At 46.0% G+C, this 17,937-nt stretch carries 18 protein-coding genes; 15 read left to right on the forward strand and 3 right to left on the reverse strand.

Translation table 11 applies throughout. The features are described from left to right. Positions 1 to 48 precede the first annotated feature (48 nt). Both BMZ54_RS09880 and BMZ54_RS09885 read right to left on the reverse strand, forming a co-directional pair. The gene (locus BMZ54_RS09880; RefSeq protein WP_089909978.1) at positions 49 to 498 is read right to left on the reverse strand and encodes an SRPBCC family protein; all 450 of its coding nucleotides are present in this window, start codon (positions 496 to 498) and stop codon (positions 49 to 51) included. A 61-nt stretch (positions 499 to 559) separates the two neighbouring features. Then, on the reverse strand, positions 560 to 1,390 hold the full coding sequence (locus BMZ54_RS09885; RefSeq protein ID WP_089909980.1) for a helix-turn-helix domain-containing protein: 831 nt from the start codon (positions 1,388 to 1,390) through the stop codon (positions 560 to 562). A gap of 300 nt (positions 1,391 to 1,690) precedes the next feature. Here BMZ54_RS09885 and BMZ54_RS09890 point away from each other — a divergent pair, with 300 nt between their 5' ends. The 14 genes from BMZ54_RS09890 to BMZ54_RS09955 all read left to right on the forward strand — a co-directional run bounded on the left by BMZ54_RS09890 (position 1,691) and on the right by BMZ54_RS09955 (position 13,610). After that, the gene (locus tag BMZ54_RS09890) at positions 1,691 to 2,077 is read left to right on the forward strand and encodes a VOC family protein (RefSeq protein WP_089909983.1); all 387 of its coding nucleotides are present in this window, start codon (positions 1,691 to 1,693) and stop codon (positions 2,075 to 2,077) included. A 116-nt stretch (positions 2,078 to 2,193) separates the two neighbouring features. Further along, positions 2,194 to 2,649, forward strand: a complete 456-nt coding sequence (locus BMZ54_RS09895) for a VOC family protein (RefSeq protein WP_238386541.1) — start codon at positions 2,194 to 2,196, stop codon at positions 2,647 to 2,649. A 396-nt stretch (positions 2,650 to 3,045) separates the two neighbouring features. Further along, positions 3,046 to 3,705, forward strand: a complete 660-nt coding sequence (locus BMZ54_RS09900; RefSeq protein ID WP_089909989.1) for a stress protein — start codon at positions 3,046 to 3,048, stop codon at positions 3,703 to 3,705. A gap of 3 nt (positions 3,706 to 3,708) precedes the next feature. Further along, the gene (locus BMZ54_RS09905) at positions 3,709 to 4,365 is read left to right on the forward strand and encodes an HAD family hydrolase (protein ID WP_089909992.1); all 657 of its coding nucleotides are present in this window, start codon (positions 3,709 to 3,711) and stop codon (positions 4,363 to 4,365) included. Between the two features lie 6 nt (positions 4,366 to 4,371). Next, entirely contained in the window at positions 4,372 to 5,196 is an 825-nt protein-coding gene (locus tag BMZ54_RS09910) for a phosphoribosyltransferase family protein (RefSeq protein ID WP_089909995.1), read from the forward strand. Next, complete coding sequence (locus BMZ54_RS09915) at positions 5,181 to 5,735, forward strand: TerD family protein (protein WP_089909998.1); 555 nt, start codon at positions 5,181 to 5,183, stop codon at positions 5,733 to 5,735. The genes BMZ54_RS09910 and BMZ54_RS09915 overlap by 16 nt, the downstream gene beginning before the upstream one ends. A gap of 81 nt (positions 5,736 to 5,816) precedes the next feature. Next, positions 5,817 to 6,455, forward strand: a complete 639-nt coding sequence (locus tag BMZ54_RS09920; RefSeq protein WP_089910000.1) for a vWA domain-containing protein — start codon at positions 5,817 to 5,819, stop codon at positions 6,453 to 6,455. Between the two features lie 2 nt (positions 6,456 to 6,457). Next, entirely contained in the window at positions 6,458 to 7,096 is a 639-nt protein-coding gene (locus BMZ54_RS09925) for a vWA domain-containing protein (protein ID WP_089910003.1), read from the forward strand. Positions 7,097 to 7,108: 12 nt separating this feature from the next. After that, positions 7,109 to 8,515, forward strand: a complete 1,407-nt coding sequence (locus BMZ54_RS09930; RefSeq protein ID WP_089910006.1) for a PP2C family serine/threonine-protein phosphatase — start codon at positions 7,109 to 7,111, stop codon at positions 8,513 to 8,515. Positions 8,516 to 8,519: 4 nt separating this feature from the next. Continuing rightward, on the forward strand, positions 8,520 to 10,031 hold the full coding sequence (locus BMZ54_RS09935; RefSeq protein ID WP_089910009.1) for a helix-hairpin-helix domain-containing protein: 1,512 nt from the start codon (positions 8,520 to 8,522) through the stop codon (positions 10,029 to 10,031). A 9-nt stretch (positions 10,032 to 10,040) separates the two neighbouring features. Then, a complete protein-coding gene (locus BMZ54_RS09940; protein WP_089910012.1) occupies positions 10,041 to 11,063 on the forward strand; it encodes a TerC/Alx family metal homeostasis membrane protein in 1,023 nt (340 codons plus the stop codon). Between the two features lie 149 nt (positions 11,064 to 11,212). After that, the gene (locus BMZ54_RS09945) at positions 11,213 to 12,394 is read left to right on the forward strand and encodes an FG-GAP repeat domain-containing protein (protein ID WP_143080958.1); all 1,182 of its coding nucleotides are present in this window, start codon (positions 11,213 to 11,215) and stop codon (positions 12,392 to 12,394) included. 179 nt (positions 12,395 to 12,573) lie between these two features. Further along, on the forward strand, positions 12,574 to 13,233 hold the full coding sequence (locus tag BMZ54_RS09950; RefSeq protein ID WP_202909199.1) for an MgtC/SapB family protein: 660 nt from the start codon (positions 12,574 to 12,576) through the stop codon (positions 13,231 to 13,233). A 20-nt stretch (positions 13,234 to 13,253) separates the two neighbouring features. Next, a complete protein-coding gene (locus tag BMZ54_RS09955) occupies positions 13,254 to 13,610 on the forward strand; it encodes a hypothetical protein (RefSeq protein ID WP_089910017.1) in 357 nt (118 codons plus the stop codon). A gap of 47 nt (positions 13,611 to 13,657) precedes the next feature. On the opposite strand, the gene BMZ54_RS09960 is transcribed toward BMZ54_RS09955, so the two are convergent. Further along, entirely contained in the window at positions 13,658 to 14,047 is a 390-nt protein-coding gene (locus tag BMZ54_RS09960) for a VOC family protein (protein WP_089910020.1), read from the reverse strand. 761 nt (positions 14,048 to 14,808) lie between these two features. On the opposite strand from BMZ54_RS09960, the gene BMZ54_RS09965 reads away from it, so the two are divergent. Beyond that, positions 14,809 to 17,934, forward strand: coding sequence for a SusC/RagA family TonB-linked outer membrane protein (locus tag BMZ54_RS09965; RefSeq protein WP_089910023.1), 3,126 nt, complete (start codon positions 14,809 to 14,811; stop codon positions 17,932 to 17,934). Positions 17,935 to 17,937 lie beyond the last annotated feature (3 nt).

Below are 17,937 nucleotides of genomic sequence, written 5' to 3' on the forward strand. Positions count from 1 at the left end.
ACACAAAATTATTTCTTGCTGTACACCTTTGTGGCAACAACATAAAGCTCACTTAGTAGGCGCTCTGAAAACGCCTTCTCCCGTAGTAAAATAGGAAAGCAGGCTGGTGTTGATCCAATGGGTCCAGCCAGGCGCACAATCCTTGTAGCATTCAACCTCCGGCGTAAGGCCTTCGTGTGTGAACTGCAGCGTTGTGATGCCGTTATGTTCATTGAGATCAAAAATCAGGCGGGTGTTAGCCCACTCTTTTTTATCAGCATACCAGGGCATATTGCAATCTGTAATTAACCAAACAATTCTTTTACCAGGGATCAGTTCCGTTACGGTAAAGTTGAAGAAAGACTCTCCGCCCATTTTTATAGTAAATGTATCATTGGGTTTTTCCGCGCTTCCGGAAAAGGCCACTCCCCACCATGCCGGTACATTACTGATCTTTTTGATTGCTTCAGCTGCGCTGATGTTTGCAGACAGGCTGCAGTTAAAATCATTGTTTCCCATTTTATTTGCTTTTCAGGCAAAAATAGGTTGGGGGCAGCCCGAAGTATTGTACGAATCGGAACTAGCTCGTATAATGTTTGGTAGCCAGCTCGTTCAGGCTGTTTTGAAGGTCGGTTGGGCTGAAGCCGGTGAACCGTTTAAATGCCCGGAGGAAATGGGATTGGTCGTAGTAATAATGGTAAATAGATCCTTTTAAGCTTTCCAGTTTGCCGCTGGTTGAATAAACCTGGTAAAATTGTTTGAACCGGACTATTTCGGCAAGGTTCTTAGCTCCTGTGCCCAGATGTTCTGAAAATTTTCTGTGAAGCCATCGTGCGCTGTAGCCGGTTTCCTTTTCCAGCTGTGCCACGCTAACCATACCTTTGGAGTCAGCTATACGATCAATGCAGTAATCGTATATCGGGTCGGGAACCGCTTGTTCCAGCCGTTTGATCAGCATCTTTTGGAGGAGCTGCAGTTTGTGATCCATAGTGCCTGCTTCGGCAAGCTGCTGCTGAAGCGCTTCTGCAGGGTTACCCACCAGGTCTGCCATCTCCACAATTTGATTTTTAACCTCAGCATACGATAAATGAAAAAAGCGATAAGCTCCAAGCGGGTTAAATTCAATGACGATGGTGCCGGTCTGTTTATCTTCCTGCGGGTCAAGTATGACAGGAACATCGATCAGACCTGTTAAGCTTAGCTTATTTTCACTTTGAATGAAGCTCCTGTCTGCCACACGGGCCGCAATCCCATTACGGCAGGTAAGCGTTAGTTTGAGATTCGCGTTTGGTACGATCAGTTTTTTATCCTGATCCGGAAGGCGGCCACTGCTTTCAAACACATATATTTTCGCAATGTATGGGCTTAATAACGGATGCGGTGTGACGGGACGGAATTGAAACGCTGTCATAACTTCACGAGGTATTACTGCTCTTTAAAGATAATACTAAATCCGCGCTATCATGCCTGCATTGTCTGAATTATGATAATGACGGAAACAGCCCCGGAAAATTACGCAAATAGCCACCCTCTTTGACGAGCCTGTGGACTATCTTTGAATCTGATCCCGGAACGCTAACGGGCATTTTAAAAGGATCCGGATCTTTAAAAATTGCCTGGCCCGTTCATGGGATCGTGAATGAAATCAGGGAGATAACAAGCAATTCAACTTGTCAAAAAGAAAAGCTATTAAACATAAAACCTTTAGTTTATGAACACAAAAAAAATATGGGCCAATTTCAGCGTGCAGAATTTAGAACGAACCACTAAATTCTATAAACAGATCGGATTTAAACATAACGGGGATTCGGAGCAGCTGACCAGCTTCTTCTTTGGCGAGGAGAACTTTATCATCCATTTCTTTCTGAAGGATGCACTTGAACCCGGCATGAAGGGGCCGATTATTGATACAAAAGCCGGGAATGAAATTATTTTTACCCTTTCTGCAGACAGTAAGGAAACGGTTAATAATTGGGAAAAAGAGGTGCAGCAAGCCGGGGGAACAATCGTTTCCAGGCCGGAAGAGTTTGGAAAGGGTTATTATGGTTTCGTATTTGCGGATCCTGATGGTCACCGGTTCAATGTGTTTTATATGTAGGATCGCTATTGTCCTGAGGGTGCTGTTGAGGCACCCGGCTACTAACCTAACAGCAAACAAATATGAGCAGTATTAACAACACGATCGCCGGGCTCGAACTCGCACAGATCGGCTGGGTGGTTCCGGATATTCACGCCGCCGTAAAGTTCCTTTCGAACGCCCTGGGGATCGCCGGCTTTCCCGAACCGGAACATATCCGCGCACAGGACCTGGATATGACCTATTATGGCAAAGCAGTAGCCGGTGACTGGCTAACCACTCAGACTTATAACGGTGGTACCTTCATTGAACTTATTCAACCTCTTTCCGGCCAAAGCATGTTCCATGACTACCTCGAAAAATATCCTGCAGGCGGTACACAGCATCTTGCATTCCGTATGCCGGTTAGCGATTTTGACCGGGTCACCGGCGATCTGCGTGAACAGGGTTATGCGGTGATGAGTGAAGTGGATCACCCCATTGCACGAATGGCTTTCTTTGATACCTACCAAACGCTGGGCGTTGCCACTGAGATTATGGGCATCACGCCGGAAGGATGGATCGCCATTAAGCAAATGGAGAAGGCCAGGTGAGGGGAAGCTTTGCAGGCAGAGGTATTCATAACGTTTGAATTTGTAAACTGTCTGTTTCCCGATATCTTTTTTGGGTTGCCTGCCATGGGTGATGGGACAACCGAATAGCCCGAACGCTTCCGGTTCATCGAAGCTAACCATCCCCGGCAGTTTCGGCGCGAATGACGGTGAAGTAGGCCTTCAAGCCGCATAATCATTTGATTATGCGGCTTTTTTATTACTCCTCAATACCCAATACCAGGCTACTGAAAAATTAATGCTGCACCAGCAACCGTTTACGGGTTCCCGGAAAATAGCCTCAAACAGCAACGCTATTTTTGAAACCGTAATGTTATCGTAACCAGTTACAGGCAATACGGTGATAAAAAGCAACCAACATAAAACTCAATAATAACTATGGCAGTCAACATTCAAAAAATCACCCTGGAAAAAACAGGTGACTCGCATGTTATCGATCTCTCCAAAAAAATGGACAGTCTCACGCAGGAAATCAATATCAACCTGAACTGGTCTAAAGTAATCAAAAAGGGCCTGTTCGGTAGCATCTTAGGCGGGAGCGCTGACGTTGACCTGGACCTGGGCTGCTTCTATGAACTGAACAGCGGAGAAAAAAATGTAATTGATGGTCTGCAATTCGCCAAAGGCCAGGGTGGCCCCAAAGACAAACATACCCGGCAGGGGAGGTACACCGCCGCTCCGTGGATATGGCACACCGGCGACGATAGAGGCGCAGCTGCCGGATCAGGAGAAAATATTATTGTGAATCCCCAGGGGATGCATGATCTGAAACGCATCATCATCTATTGCTTTATTTATAACGGCGTAGCCAATTGGCAGCAAACTAACGCGGTTGTAACGGTTAACGTACCGGGTGTAGCCGACATTGAAGTACAAATGGGAAAACAGGCCAGCTTTCATAATTTCTGCGCCATTGCAGAGATCCAGTTTTCCGGCAATACCATCAACGTAAAAAAGCTGGTCACCTTTCATAGCGGCCATGGCGAATGCGACAAAACATATAAATGGGGATTAAAATGGGGAGCAGGCTCCAAGTAATCCATGAAGATCCCTGCCTCCTGTTGTCATTTTTCGTTCGATTTATGGTTAACGCTCATCCGTTCTAACCCGGCATTTAAAGCTAAGAGAAATGCATTGTTCAAATCGTTCTTTGCGATCGGCAAGCCGCTTGAAGAAGTAGCCCGGGTAATACGGCATCACGACATACTGGCTAACAAGATCAGTGAAATTACCGGGCAGCACATCCATGCCGAACGGATATACTGTCAGGTGCTGCATGAATTAAAAGTAAATGTGAATGAGCTTTCCCGTCAGGAGATAGTCAATTTCCAGGCAGCGGCAGACCAGCTGTTCATGCATTACAAACCTGTACTCATTAACAGCAGCATCCGCAGCTGTTTCCAGGCTATAAAAGCAGCGGGAAAAACCATCAGCATCCTAAGCAATACTGCTTTCATTAATGGTGTAATACTAAGGAAGCTGCTCGATCACTACGAATTGTCAGCACTCATTTCATTCCAGCTGTACTCCGATGAAACAGGATTTTCCAAACCCGCCGCCGGCGCCTTTGATCTGGTATTCCGGCATGCAACCGCCATCCGTCCGCTGAATAAAACAGACATCCTGCATATCGGCGATAATCCGGCGGCAGATTACCAGGGCGCCATCAATTATGGATTCAAGGCCATGTTAATATAACAAACTATGAACCTGAGATATAGTCTTCACAAAATTGACAACGGATACGATCCCCCATTCTCAGCGCTGGAGTACAGCCGCTTTAAATTCGGACAAACATGTTATGCGGAAAAATTTGCCAGGGAATTATTTGATGGCTTTATCGCAGAACATGCTGATCTTATCCTTGCGCACGAAGAGGTGGTGCTGCTTCCAAGTCCCTACTACGCTATTCCCACTGCCTCCAATTTTCTCTGTGTCTTTTTCAAAAAGCAGCTCAACGATTTCCTGTTCAGGCATCAGCGGTCCGCATGTAATGAAAGCAAAATATACCGGCACCAGACCTATGTGGAAGATTACGGGAATATGGACTACGAACAACGTGTACGGCTAATCTCTAATGATACGTATTATCTTGACCGGAACCTTATCTCCGGTAAACTCTGCATTTTCCTGGATGATATAAAGATCACCGGCAGCCATGAACATACGGTCAGCAGGATCCTGAACCGGTATCAGGTGAACGGGCAATTCATCTTCCTCTATTTTGCGGAGCTGGTAAATACCTCCGTTCATCCCAGCATAGAGAATTTTTATAACTACTTCGATGTAAAAGCGGCACGAGATATTATCCGCATTATGAACAGTGCAAGCTTCTGCTTCAATACGCGCCTGGTGAAGTATATACTGCTGCTGGACAACCCGGCATTTACAGAAGTAATTACCAATATCAGCAGGAAAAAACGTAGCGAATTATTGCACCTCGCTATCAGCAATAATTATCACCAGATAAAAAATTACCAGGAGAACATTTTAAAACTAAAAACTGAAAAATCATGTCAATTAACCTGATCAAAGGACAAAGACAAAGCCTGCAGGCTCCGAAATTTACGGTGGGGCTTGGCTGGGACGCCAACAACTCCGATACCGGCAGCGCATTCGATCTCGATGCATCCGCTTTTATTTTAGGAGAGAACAGAAAGCTGCTGTCTGACCGGCATTTTGTTTTCTACAACAACCTGCAATCTCCCAATGAATCTGTAATACATACCGGCGATAACCTGGTGGGCGATGCAGAAGGCGACGATGAACAGATCGTCGTGGACCTCTCTAAAATTGATCCGGGCGCCGGCGAAATATGTATCGTCATCACAATACACGATGCTGCCGCCCGTAACCAGAACTTCGGACAGGTACGTAATTCATTCATCCGCATTTTTAACACGGACACTAACGAAGAGCTGCTGAAGTATGAGCTGGAAGAAGATTTCTCCATAGAAACCGCAGTAGAATTCGGCAGGATATACAAAAAGAGCGGGGAATGGAAATTTGAAGCCGTAGGCATAGGTATGAAAGGCGGCCTGCAGGATTACCTGAACAAATTCAATTAATAGCTACCAGGATCAATTGGAGGAACCTGCCGAAGGTCAACCATTGGCCCCATTAAAAATGTACAAAAAAATTCCTTTAAAATGAGAAGATTACCGGTATATCTGCTGTTAGACACCTCTGGCTCCATGAGTGGAGAACCGATTGAAGCGGTAAAGAACGGTGTTCAGATGATGATCCACTCGCTGCGCCAGAATCCACAGGCCATTGAAACAGCCTTTGTAAGCATTATTACATTTGACAGCGCTGCCACGCAGGTAATTCCGCTGACAGACCTGGCCTCTTTCCGGATGGTGGACCTTAAAGCCTCCGGGGTAACCGCTATGGGTGCGGCATTAGAGCTGCTTGCAGACAAACTCCAAAATGAGGTAGCCAGGACAACACCGGAACAGAAAGGCGACTGGAAACCGCTGATATTTATTATGACCGATGGCGTGCCTACCGATGACTGGCAGCGCGGCCACAATAAGCTCAAAGCTGCAAATAAAGGGCTGATCGTAGGTTGTGCTGCCGGACAGGATGCAGACGACACTGTGCTGAAACAGATCACCAACTCCGTAGTGCGGCTGGATAATGCCGATTCAGAAAGCATCTCCAGGTTTTTTCAATGGGTAACAGCCTCCGTATCTACCACCTCCACTAAAGTGGAAGAATCCGGGAAAGAAGTGACCGGCCTGGCACAGCTGCCGCCTCCTCCATCGGAATTAGTAATAATTGCATAGCCATGACCAGAAGATTATTAGCGTATTTTCTGCTGGATACCTCCGGCTCCATGCACGGAGAGCCTATACAGGCGCTGAATAACGGATTTAATGGTCTGATCAGCATGCTGAGATCTGATCCCCAGGCTATGGATTCATTGCATGTAAGTGTTATCACCTTTGATAAAGAGGTTAAGAACATTGTTCCCCTTACGGACCTGGCCAGCTTTCAGCCGGTGGAAATTAAATGTCCTGAAAGCGGGCCTACGCATACCGGGCAGGCGCTGGATATGCTTTGCGATCTTGTAAAAGCTGACCTGGTAAAGGGCTCAACGGAAAGAAAGGGAGACTGGAAGCCACTGCTATTTGTATTTACAGATGGCAAACCCTCAGACCTGCCGCTGTACCGCACGGCCATAACAAAAATAAAAGCGCTGGACTTCGGGATGATCGTTGGCTGCGCAGCCGGCCCCAAAGCGGAAACCAGTTTCCTGAAAGAGCTCACCAATGAAGTTGTCAGACTAGACACTACGGATGTGAACACACTAACCACCTTCTTCAAGTGGGTCAGCTCCTCTATTGAAATGGGCAGTAAATCGCAGGGTACCGGCGAAAACATGGTCCTTCCGCCTCCACCCGGTGAATTAATTATTGTGGTATAAAATAAAAGGATAATGGTAGAACTATTCTTAAAACAACTGCTGGCGGAGTTCAACATTGCAGCCGGCAAATTCCAGGACAGCATAGTTGCCCGGCTTTTACACAATGCGAAAATTAATGAGCTGACTAAATCCATCGCTGCTGCTAAGAACAAGGCGATAAGCATCTTTCATATGTATAAAGAAACGGAGGAGTTTAAAGATGCGCAGATCGTGCTGCCGAATGCCGTTTCCAGGAAACATTATGAATACCGGTTTGATCTTTTCCGCTTTTCCAATATCTGTATCAAAGAGATCCGGAATCTCGATAAAGCCGGACTTTCATTTGATGCTGCTTCTGCAAAAATATCTGGGACGCCAGCATCAGCCCTTTCGGTGGACCTGCAGGTAACCTTTACCTGCGGCCAGGGGGAGGACCAGGTGGAAGACATAAAGATCATTCCCTTTATCGTTAATGCCGATCCCAAGGACCTTTGGCTGAATAAGCCCAGCAATAAAAATGAGCTCTATGCAAAAGCAGACAGCGACAAATATGCCGGGTCATTTCTTGACAAACGCATTGCTGTGGCGTCACAACGCGGCAGGTCGCATGCGCATGAAGGCGCATTCAGGGACGATCATTTTTATGTATGCAAACTACCGCTGGGTTGGGAAATCATTGCTGTAGCCGACGGTGCCGGGTCTGCAAAGTTCTCCCGGCAGGGGTCAAAGATTGCCACCACCTTTATTGCAGAAAGCTTTCATGATGAAGCACTGCTAACGGAACTGTCTGATCATTGCACGGATTACTTCACTGCCGCCGGCAGCAATGCCCCGGGAACAGCCCCAGCCGCAGAAGACCCGGCATTAAAGCATAAATCCTCCATCATTAATATTCTGTACAAATCAGTGCGTAACCTGCATGCAAAGTTGACCACCTTTGCGCAGCAGGAGGCAATACAGCTGAAAGACCTCAATACCACATTGATCTTTGCACTGATCAGAAAATTTGATGACGGTTATACCGTGCTGACATTCGGCGTGGGCGATTGCCCGGTAAATGTTATCACCGGCAATCCGGCTGAAGTAAAACTCCTTAACCAGATGGATATTGGCGAATTTGGCGGAGGCACCCGGTTTGTAACGATGCCTGAGATCTTCACCAACGATATTGCCAGCCGTTTTGCCATTAACAGGTTTGAGGATTTCTCCAGGCTCGTATTAATGACTGACGGTGTGTACGATCCCAAATTTGTTACGGAAAATAAGCTGGAAGACAAAACCGCGTGGGATGCCTTTTTTGCAGACCTGGACGGCCAAAATGAGGACAATGCAAGAGTTGACTTCCTTCAGAATAACGGTATTGAAGACCAGTTGTTATCGTGGCTTAACTTCTGGAGCAAAGGTAATCATGATGACAGAACGCTTGCTATAATTTATTGAAGTTATGAAAACAGTAACGGTACCCTCCATTATTGACCCCTCCAGGAGTTATAAATACATAGACAACGGCAGCCCCAAACAGGGAGGCGTAAAAGATGTATACTTTTCGCCGGACAAAAAGTATGTTGTTGCATTTTTCAGGACTCCACTGGACTATAATCAGAAAGACCGGATCAGGCGGATCGTCACACTGTACCTGGACAATATCAAAAAAGGCAATGCTGCTGATTATTTCCTGCAGGATATTTACCGTTGGCCTTATGATGCTGTGGAACGTGACGGGAAAACCGGTGTGATAGTTCCCATTTATGACTCCAGGTTTTTCTTCCGTAAAGGTTACGGCGCCAATGATAATATAAAAGGAGGTGAGAAAGTAGGGAAGTGGTTTACAGCACCGTCATTCAGAAATAAGCAATATCCGCTGTTCCTTGACAGCACTGAGCTGGGAGACTGGCTTAGCTACTTCCAGATCGCTATCAGCATTTGCAGGGGCGTTAAGAAAATGCACCAGATGGGCCTGGCGCATTCCGATCTTTCTTATAATAACGTGTTAGTGGACCCTGTTACCAGGTCGGCCAACATCATAGACCTGGATGGCCTGGTAGTACCTGGCTTATTTCCTCCGGAGGTAATTGGCACTGCTGATTTTATTGCACCGGAAGTGCTCCGCACTAAGCACCTGAAACTTTCAGATACCGGCCGTATCCTGCCCAACCAGCGCACAGACCTGCATGCACTGGCCGTACTTATTTACATGTACCTGTTAAGACGGCATCCATTGCGGGGCGGCAAAATATGGGACCTGGATGCGGAAAAAGATGAGCTGATGGCCATGGGCGAGAAGGCATTATTTATTGAACATTCCAGCGATAAAACCAACAGGGTAAAAACTGACCAGCTGCGCAAATGGGATGTTATCTGGGGCAACCCCGAAAAAATTCCCTATACCATTACCGGTCCCTATTTATCAGAACTGTTCAGGCGGGCCTTTATTGACGGCCTTCATAACCCTATGCTGCGGCCTATTGCCAATGAATGGGAAACGGCGTTAATTAAGACAGTAGACCTGATCCAGCCCTGCAGCAATCCATCCTGCGAGGAGAAGTGGTATGTATTCGACAATACGGCGAAACCTGCCTGCCCGTTCTGTGGCACCCCGCACAAAGGCCCCCTGCCGGTTGCAGACCTGTATTACAAATTCAAAGATGACTTATGGAAACCGGAAGGACACCGCCTGATGGTTTACCACAACCAGCATCTCTTCAAATGGCATGTTTCCAGGAAGATCATCAGGAATGAAAGCCTGGGTGCGGAAGATAAAAAGCCGGTTGGATACTTTGCTTACCATCAACACAAATGGGTACTGGTAAACCAGTCATTGGACGGGATGAAAGACCTGGTTACCCAGCAGGAAATTCCCCGCAATGCCATGGTTGAGCTGACCAGCGGAAGCAAGATCCTGTTATCGGATAAAGAAGGCGGCAGACTGTTATATATCACGATCACTAATCAGTAATCACGAAAAATGGAACAAAATATTTTACACCTGCACCCGGGCCTGATATGGGTTTTCGGCGCAACAATTTTTATTATGCTTTTGCTTGATCTCGGCATCTTTCATAAGAAAAGCCATATGGTATCTACTCGGGAAGCCATCGTCTGGTCTGCGGTATGGATTAGCCTGGCTATGATTTTTTCCGGCGTTATAGGCTGGGTATTTAATCAGGACAACGGTGGCACCGCGCTGGCGGTGGAAAAATTCACACAGTTCCAGGCAGCGTACTGGATAGAGAAAGCGCTTTCCGTGGATAATCTCTTCGTATTCATCCTGGTGTTTTCTTATTTTAAAGTGCCGCGCGAGCTGCATCACCGCGTATTATTCTGGGGTATCCTGGGCGCGCTGGTATTCCGTGCCATATTTATATTTGCAGGTGTAGGGCTTATTAACGTAACCTATTTGAATCCTCTCCTAGATTTGCTGGGCGCAAAACCGCTGGCATGGAATATTAATCTTGTACTAACGGCTTTCGGCCTGTTCCTCGTATATGCAGGCATCAAATCGTGGGGTAAAGGAGATGAGGACGAAGAGGCGGATTTCAGCCGCTCAGCGGGATCCAGGCTGGTACACAGGCTTTATAAAGTAAGCGGCAACTACGACAAAGGAAAATTTTTCACTGTACAAAACGGAATAAAAGTAGCTACGCCGCTGTTAGTTGTACTGGGCGTTATTGAATTCACGGACGTATTATTTGCGGTGGATTCTATTCCTGCGATCTTCGCTATCTCAAAAGATCCCTTTATCCTCTATACCTCAAATATTTTCGCCATACTGGGTTTGCGTTCCCTTTATTTCCTGCTGTCAAATTTCGTTCACATGTTCGATAAGCTGCCTTACGGCTTATCAATCATTTTGACTTTTATAGGTATAAAGATGATCATTTCGCCATGGTTTCATATTCCATCGCCTGTATCACTGGGTGTGGTAGTGGGGATATTGCTATTATCTATTTTGGTATCGCTGGTATTTCGGGGGCGCGAAGCGGTTTAGTTGGAGTAAGGGTTGTAAAGGGGGGGACAACTATTTCGGGGACGCTGACACCGGAATTTGACCGCGGAATTTTTTTATGATCACATGGTGCCCTATAATCGGGATGAAATAGTATCTTGTATAACTCCGAAGTAATATTAAAAAGCGCCATGAAAATTTACTTTTTTATTGTTTTGCTTGTAAGCACGATGACTCAGCGCGTTCTTGCCCAGCAGAACATTCATGCGGCTGATCACAAGCAGGAAAATGATTTCCCCAGCTTTGGTCATGCTTTATTGCTGGAAACAAAAGCTGATACAACTGCAAATATAAGTGCCGGCGATCTGGATGGCGATGGTCATCTTGACATCCTGTTGGTGAAAGGAAGGCATTGGCCTATTGTTGACAGGGTGCTTCTGGGTAATGGATTGGGTGGAATACGAAAGGCTTATAACCTCGGAAAGATCTCAGACCGCTCATATACCGGTGGTTTGGCTGATTTTAACGGAGATGGCTCCCTTGATATTGCTGTTAGCAATGATGCCCCGGACCGGAAACTGATTTATTTTAATGACGGGAAAGGTAATTTTACAATAGGGTCTGAATTCGGGCTTCCTGAATGGGCTACACGGAATTTGTCCATCGCTGATATTAATGGGGATGGATCGCCGGATCTTATTTTGGCGAACAGGGGCGATTCGGGGAGAACATCAAATTATATCTGCCTAAACAACGGAAAAGGACAGTTCAATGCTAACTGCATCCCGTTTGCTCCATATCCCACCACAACAATAGCCCCTGCGGACATGAATAAAGATGGTTTTATTGACCTGGTTGTACCGCATCGTGACGGCGGCCAGAGTTACGTATATACCGGCAGTGCAGATCATACTTTTTCGGAGACCCGCCGTATTCCATTCGGCCCACCTAACGCAACCATTCGTGTGGCAGCAATAGCAGATTTCAATGGAGATAGTATTCCTGACATTGTAACGATAGACGAATACAAAGGAGTAGATCTCTATTTTGGGCAAAAAAATCAAACCTTTTCCGCCGGTATTTCTTTAGCTGATCAAAAGATAGTTCCTTATGCGCTGGCAGTAGCAGATCTGAACAACGACCAAAAAGCTGATATCATCGTAGGTCATATAAAAGCACCGTCAACCGTATTTTTTAATAACGGAACAGGCCACAACTTTAAATCAATTTCTTTTGGTGATTCAAAGGGCACTGTGTATGGTTTTGCAGTGGGTGATTTCAATGAAGACGGGATACCGGACATTGCTGCTGCACGCTCAGAGGGCACGAATATTTTATACTTTGGTAATATCAGATCAAAAAAACGTAAATGAAATTGCCACCACATTGATACATATCCCCGAACTGTACTTCAACATCATAGCATTTTTGCCTGGCCGCCTTGATAAGCTCCGCGCCGTTCTCCGCGTTCGGAATTTCCTCCTGGAACAGGATCCCTATCGCTAGCAATATTAATTGGGCAATAGGCTAAAACAGCTTAAATTCATCGTATATGATAAGTACGCTTACAAGTAAGTTCGACCTGCAAGTTATATCCTCCGAATTGATCATGATGGTTATAGCCATCGTAATGGGCCTTGCAGTAGGTGCTGAAAGGGAGTATAGCAACAAATCAGCCGGACTCCGGACCTTTATCCTTGTCTCGTTCGGGTCCTGTGTATTTACCATGTTGTCTATCAAGATCGGGATCAATAACCCTGACCGGCTGGCTGCCAACATTATTACGGGTATCGGCTTCCTTGGAGCAGGCGTTATTTTTAAGGACGATAATAAAATAGGAGGCATTACCACAGCTACCACCATCTGGGCGATGGCTTCTTTAGGCATGAGCGCCGGAGCAGGCCATATCTACCTGGCACTGTTTGGAACAGTGGTGGTATTGATCACTTTAAGATTGCTATTGCCTATTCAGAATTATATTGATAGCCGTTACAAAATGCGCCAGTATAAAATAGTTACGGTATCGATTGAGGATGCCGAACACTGCGCCACCCTGTTCCGGCAATATCAGCTCAGGTACCTGTTGTTAGGCGAGCAAAAGAGTCCTGATAGTTTTTCCCGGACCTGGCAGGTTAAAGGTAATATCAGGGATCACAACCAGCTGGTGGCCGGCCTGGCAAACAATCCCAGGATCATTTCATACCAGTTTTAAATTTTGTAAATAGATAGATTATGAAAAAAAGCATATGGCTGGATGATCCTGAAGAACATGATTATCCCGCAGCTCAAGATTACCTGGAATTGCTGTTTGAGCCTGATGAAGCCAGGAAGATCGTTACCAAACTAAAAAGTGCGAAGACCATCAGTAAGAAATCAAAGGATATTCTCAGGGCAAGTAAATTGCCTTTACTGCCGAAAGAGAACATCCATGTGCAGGAAAATCTGAGAAAATTCAAGAAAGAAAAGCAGCTATCGCCTATCCTGCTGGTACGGAATGAGGCTGGCCTTATTATAGCAGATGGTTATCACCGCCTATGTTCAAGCTACTACCTTACAGAAGACCTGGTGGTACTTTGCAGACTGGTATAGGGTGCATGAAAATTGGAATATTTTATTTCACGCTTTCATTTTTCCGGTCAACCTTCATACTTATGAAATTCCGTTACGGTCAGGAAATATCCGTCTGGGTCACGAAAGGAGAACTCTTGCCGTAAGGAGTTTTGATTTAAATGAACATCTTCTTCAATTACACAACCTGCATTGACTACATTTTCGAGAATTGTTTTCATGTTTTCTGTTCTGAAATAAAGCAAAAGTCCATTGCCGGCCGTTATGTTTGAATGGGTCATAGTCGGATGATTATGTTCTCCCCATTTGTGAAGGCAAAGAACTATTTCGTCGTCGTCTGATGCTAGAACGGAAAAATGTTCACCTCCGTGGAGATTCTTAAATCCGAATATTTTTTGATACCAATTTGAGCTGGCTTCTACGTCTTTAACTGCAATTATTGGGTCAAGTCTTGTCATATTATGTTTTGTTCACAAAATGTTTTTTAACCGGTTGGGCTTAATGACGCACAACGGCTTCGGGCTTTGCGTTTGGGAAAGTTCCGGAGCAGGGAAGCTTCTGTTTATTGCAAAAGCTTAATAGTAATACCTGGCTTCAGGATTGCACGTCAGTTCGCCTAATGCAAAATACGTGTTTGCGGCTATAATACTTTCATCTCAGACTTAAATTTTCAATCCTCCTAACCCAGAATCTTTTTAATAACTAGCCTTTAAAGATGATCCGCTATTATCAGCCATCCTGTTTCCACAAAGGATTTAAATATAAATTAAGCAATTGCTGATATTATTTTATCTGTGAGAGAAATTTGCCTCCGGCAATATTATTTATTCTATAACTTCCTGCTACTGACCTATAAAAAACATAGGCCGGTGATACAAGTTACACGTTCAGGATTCAGACGATACCTATATTACTGGCTTAATATTATCAACCAGAAAAATGCATTTACAAACAACCACGCCCGCGATTGAAAGGCATGCCTGTCACATAGGGGGCATGACAGAAGATAATCTATAAACGATTGAACTGAACTAAGTGACTTTTTTTTTGAGTAGTTAATGCAAACGTATGCATAAATAGGAACCAATATCAATTCACGTTAAAACCACATTATGAAAAAAACTTCAGAAAGCTGCCCTACAGCAGAAAATGCAGGTAGTTATTGCTACCGCTTCACGTCAATTTATCCTCTGGCAACTAACACCCAAAAAATTGTTTTATGAAAGGAATAGTGAAAACAAGCATTGCGGTCATACTAACCCTCTGTGCTGTAGTTGTTCGATCCTACGGGCAAAATAATACGGGCAGTGTGAACGGGATAGTAACAGATCAGGGAGGCGCGTCGCTTCCCGGCGCCACTGTTGAAGCTTCGGCAAACGGTAAACGCGTGAATATCGCCATCTCTGATAGCACCGGAAAATTCGCGTTTAAAAATTTACCGGCAGGGAGCTACGCCTTTAATGTGCACATGATCGGCTATGATGCAAAATCATTTACAGGATATAAAATTGTACCGGGCCAGAATGCAGCGCTGTCATTTACATTATTCTCTTCGGTAAGTGAGCTGAGTAGCGTGGTAGTCATCGGATATGGCACCAGGAAAAGGCAGGATGTTACCGGAGCAGTTGCCAAAGCGGACCTGCTGATACAAAAACAATCTCCTAATGCAAACGTCATGTCTTCATTGAGAGGTACGGTTCCGGGCCTCACCGTAGGCCAGGTTACCAGAGCGGGCAGTGACCCTACGTTGATGGTGCGCGGCAGGAACTCGATCTCCGGCACCACCTCTCCGCTCATTGTGGTAGATGGACTTATCTATAGAGGAGCACTCACTTCTATCAACCCCTCGGACATTGCCAGCATAGACCTTTTGAAAGATGCCAGCGCTGCCGCTGTATATGGTTCGCAGGCATCAAATGGGGTAGTGCTGATCACTACCAAAAGCGGAGCAAGCGGTATCGAGAAGCTTACCGTCGATTACAGCGGATCTTATTCTATACAGGAAATGACCAAAAAGAGCATGAGACCGGCCTCCGGCGCCCAATACATAGAGAAGCTGGGCGACTGGTACCTGTCTGAAAGCAGGGATCCTAACGACATGACGAAGATGAACCCCAACTGGGATCCTACCACCAAAATGCCGGGCATCGAGGGCGACAATTACAAGAGCGGCTATGAAGCCAACTGGTGGAAATTAATGACCAATTCCCGCCCCAGGATCCAGAACCATAACATTAGCCTTAGCGGACGGTCAAAGAAGATCCGGTTTTACCTGGGCTACGGCTATTTTGACCAGCTGAATCTTATTATGAATGATAATTACAGGAGGAACAGCATACGGCTCAATGTAGAAGCTAAACCCGCCGATTGGCTGACAGTAGGCGCTCAAACGGGGCTCTCCATCAATGATTACAGTGGCGTTTCGCCCACTTTTTCCGACATCATGCAGCTGAAGCCATACAACCTGCCCTTTGATCCGAAAACCGGTCAGATGCTGGAGTTTTATGCGCAAACAACTACGCCCACTGCATTGGAAATACTTAAAAGATCAAGGGATGTTGACCGGAATATGAACATCATAGGAAATTTTTTCGTCAGCGTGGACATTCCGTATGTGAAAGGACTGAACTATCGTGTCAACTTCGGAAACAATTACATCTATACCAACCGGTTTAATTACAATGCCCCTACCGTTGAAGCTACCGCCTATAAAACTTATATGACGGATTATTTCCTGACACTGGATCACATCCTCACCTATAAGCGGGACTTCGGAAAACATGGGGTGGACCTGACCTTGTTGTATGGCGCAGAGAAAAACACACACGATGGCACCAGCACCTCCGCGGGAGGGATCACCAATGGTGGATTATCCTACAACAGGCTGGATGTGGGAGATCCCGCACGGCTTACAACATCAAACGACCTGGCTATTCTGCCCTGGAAGGAAACGGCGCTTTACCAGATGGCCAGGCTGTCTTATTCGTTCGACAAAAAATATATCTTAACCGGTACTGTCAGAAGGGATGGCTTTTCCGGCTTCTCCGCTCAAAACAAATGGGCCACATTCCCATCTATTGCTTTTGCATGGCGTTTAAAAGAAGAACAATTTCTTCAGCCGGTTGGCTTCATCGACGACCTGAAATTAAGACTGTCTTACGGCGCTACCGGGAACAGAACGGTGGGCCGGTACCAAACGCTTGCCCAGATGAGTGTTGGATTAGCTAACGGTTATTTGTACGGCAGCTCCGGCGGTGCACAGCTGGGCTCTTACTTAAACCAGCTGCCCAATTCCGGCCTGCGCTGGGAAACTACCCGCTCCTTTAACACCGGCGTGGACTTCGCATTTTTTAACAACCGCCTCTTTGGCTCACTGGACCTGTATTTCTCCAATTCCGTAAACCTGCTGAACTCCAGGGCTACTCCTACCATCACTGGCTTCAACAGCTTCCTGATCAACATCGGAAAGATCCAGAACAGGGGACAGGAGCTGAACATCACCGGCGTACCGGTTAGCAACAAAAACTTCAGGTGGGAAGTAACGGCTAATTTCTTCCGGAACCGGAACAAAGTACTGGATATAGACGGTACTAAAAATGATCTGATCAATGGCGCAGATCCCATCTTAAGCTACTTTATCGGTCAGCCTTACGGCGTGGTTTACGACTACAAGATCACCGGTATGTACCAGCTGGGAGAAGAGGTGCCCGCCAGCCTTGCTGCACAGGGCTTCAAAGCCGGTCAATATAAAATTGAAGACAGGAATAAGGACGGCCAGATCACGCCGGCCGATAAACAGATCCTGGGCAAGCTGGACCCTTCCTATAGCCTGGGTATTTCCAACAGCTTTCAATACAAAGCATTCCAGTTAAAATTCTTCATCAATACCATTCAGGGTGGTAAGAACAGTTACCTGGGAGCACCGGGTATTATGCTGTTGAATCCGGACAATATCCGGAATAATAACGGCTTTGTGTACGACTACTGGACGCCCAATAATCCCAACGCCCGTTACAGGAGCATCGCTGCCTATGTAGCCACACTGGGTGAAAATTTTGGTCCTTATCAATCCCGGAGCTTTATCCGTTTACAGGACATTACCCTTACCTATATGCTGCCGGAAGGGGTGCTGAGCCGGTTAAAAATAATAAAGGCGGCAAGCATCTACGTGAATGCACAAAACCTCCTGACCATTAGCAAATGGGATGGATGGGATCCGGAATCCAATCCTCCGGCCACTCAGCGGTCCTCATTGGGCTTGAGGGTACCGGGTGGCCTGGGCCTGGACCAGAACGGTTACCCCGTGATGAAAAACTATTCACTCGGCGTAAATGTGACCTTTTAATGC

Origin of the sequence: Chitinophaga rupis, assembly GCF_900109685.1 — a bacterium.
GTDB classification, from domain to species: Bacteria; Bacteroidota; Bacteroidia; order Chitinophagales; family Chitinophagaceae; genus Chitinophaga; species Chitinophaga rupis.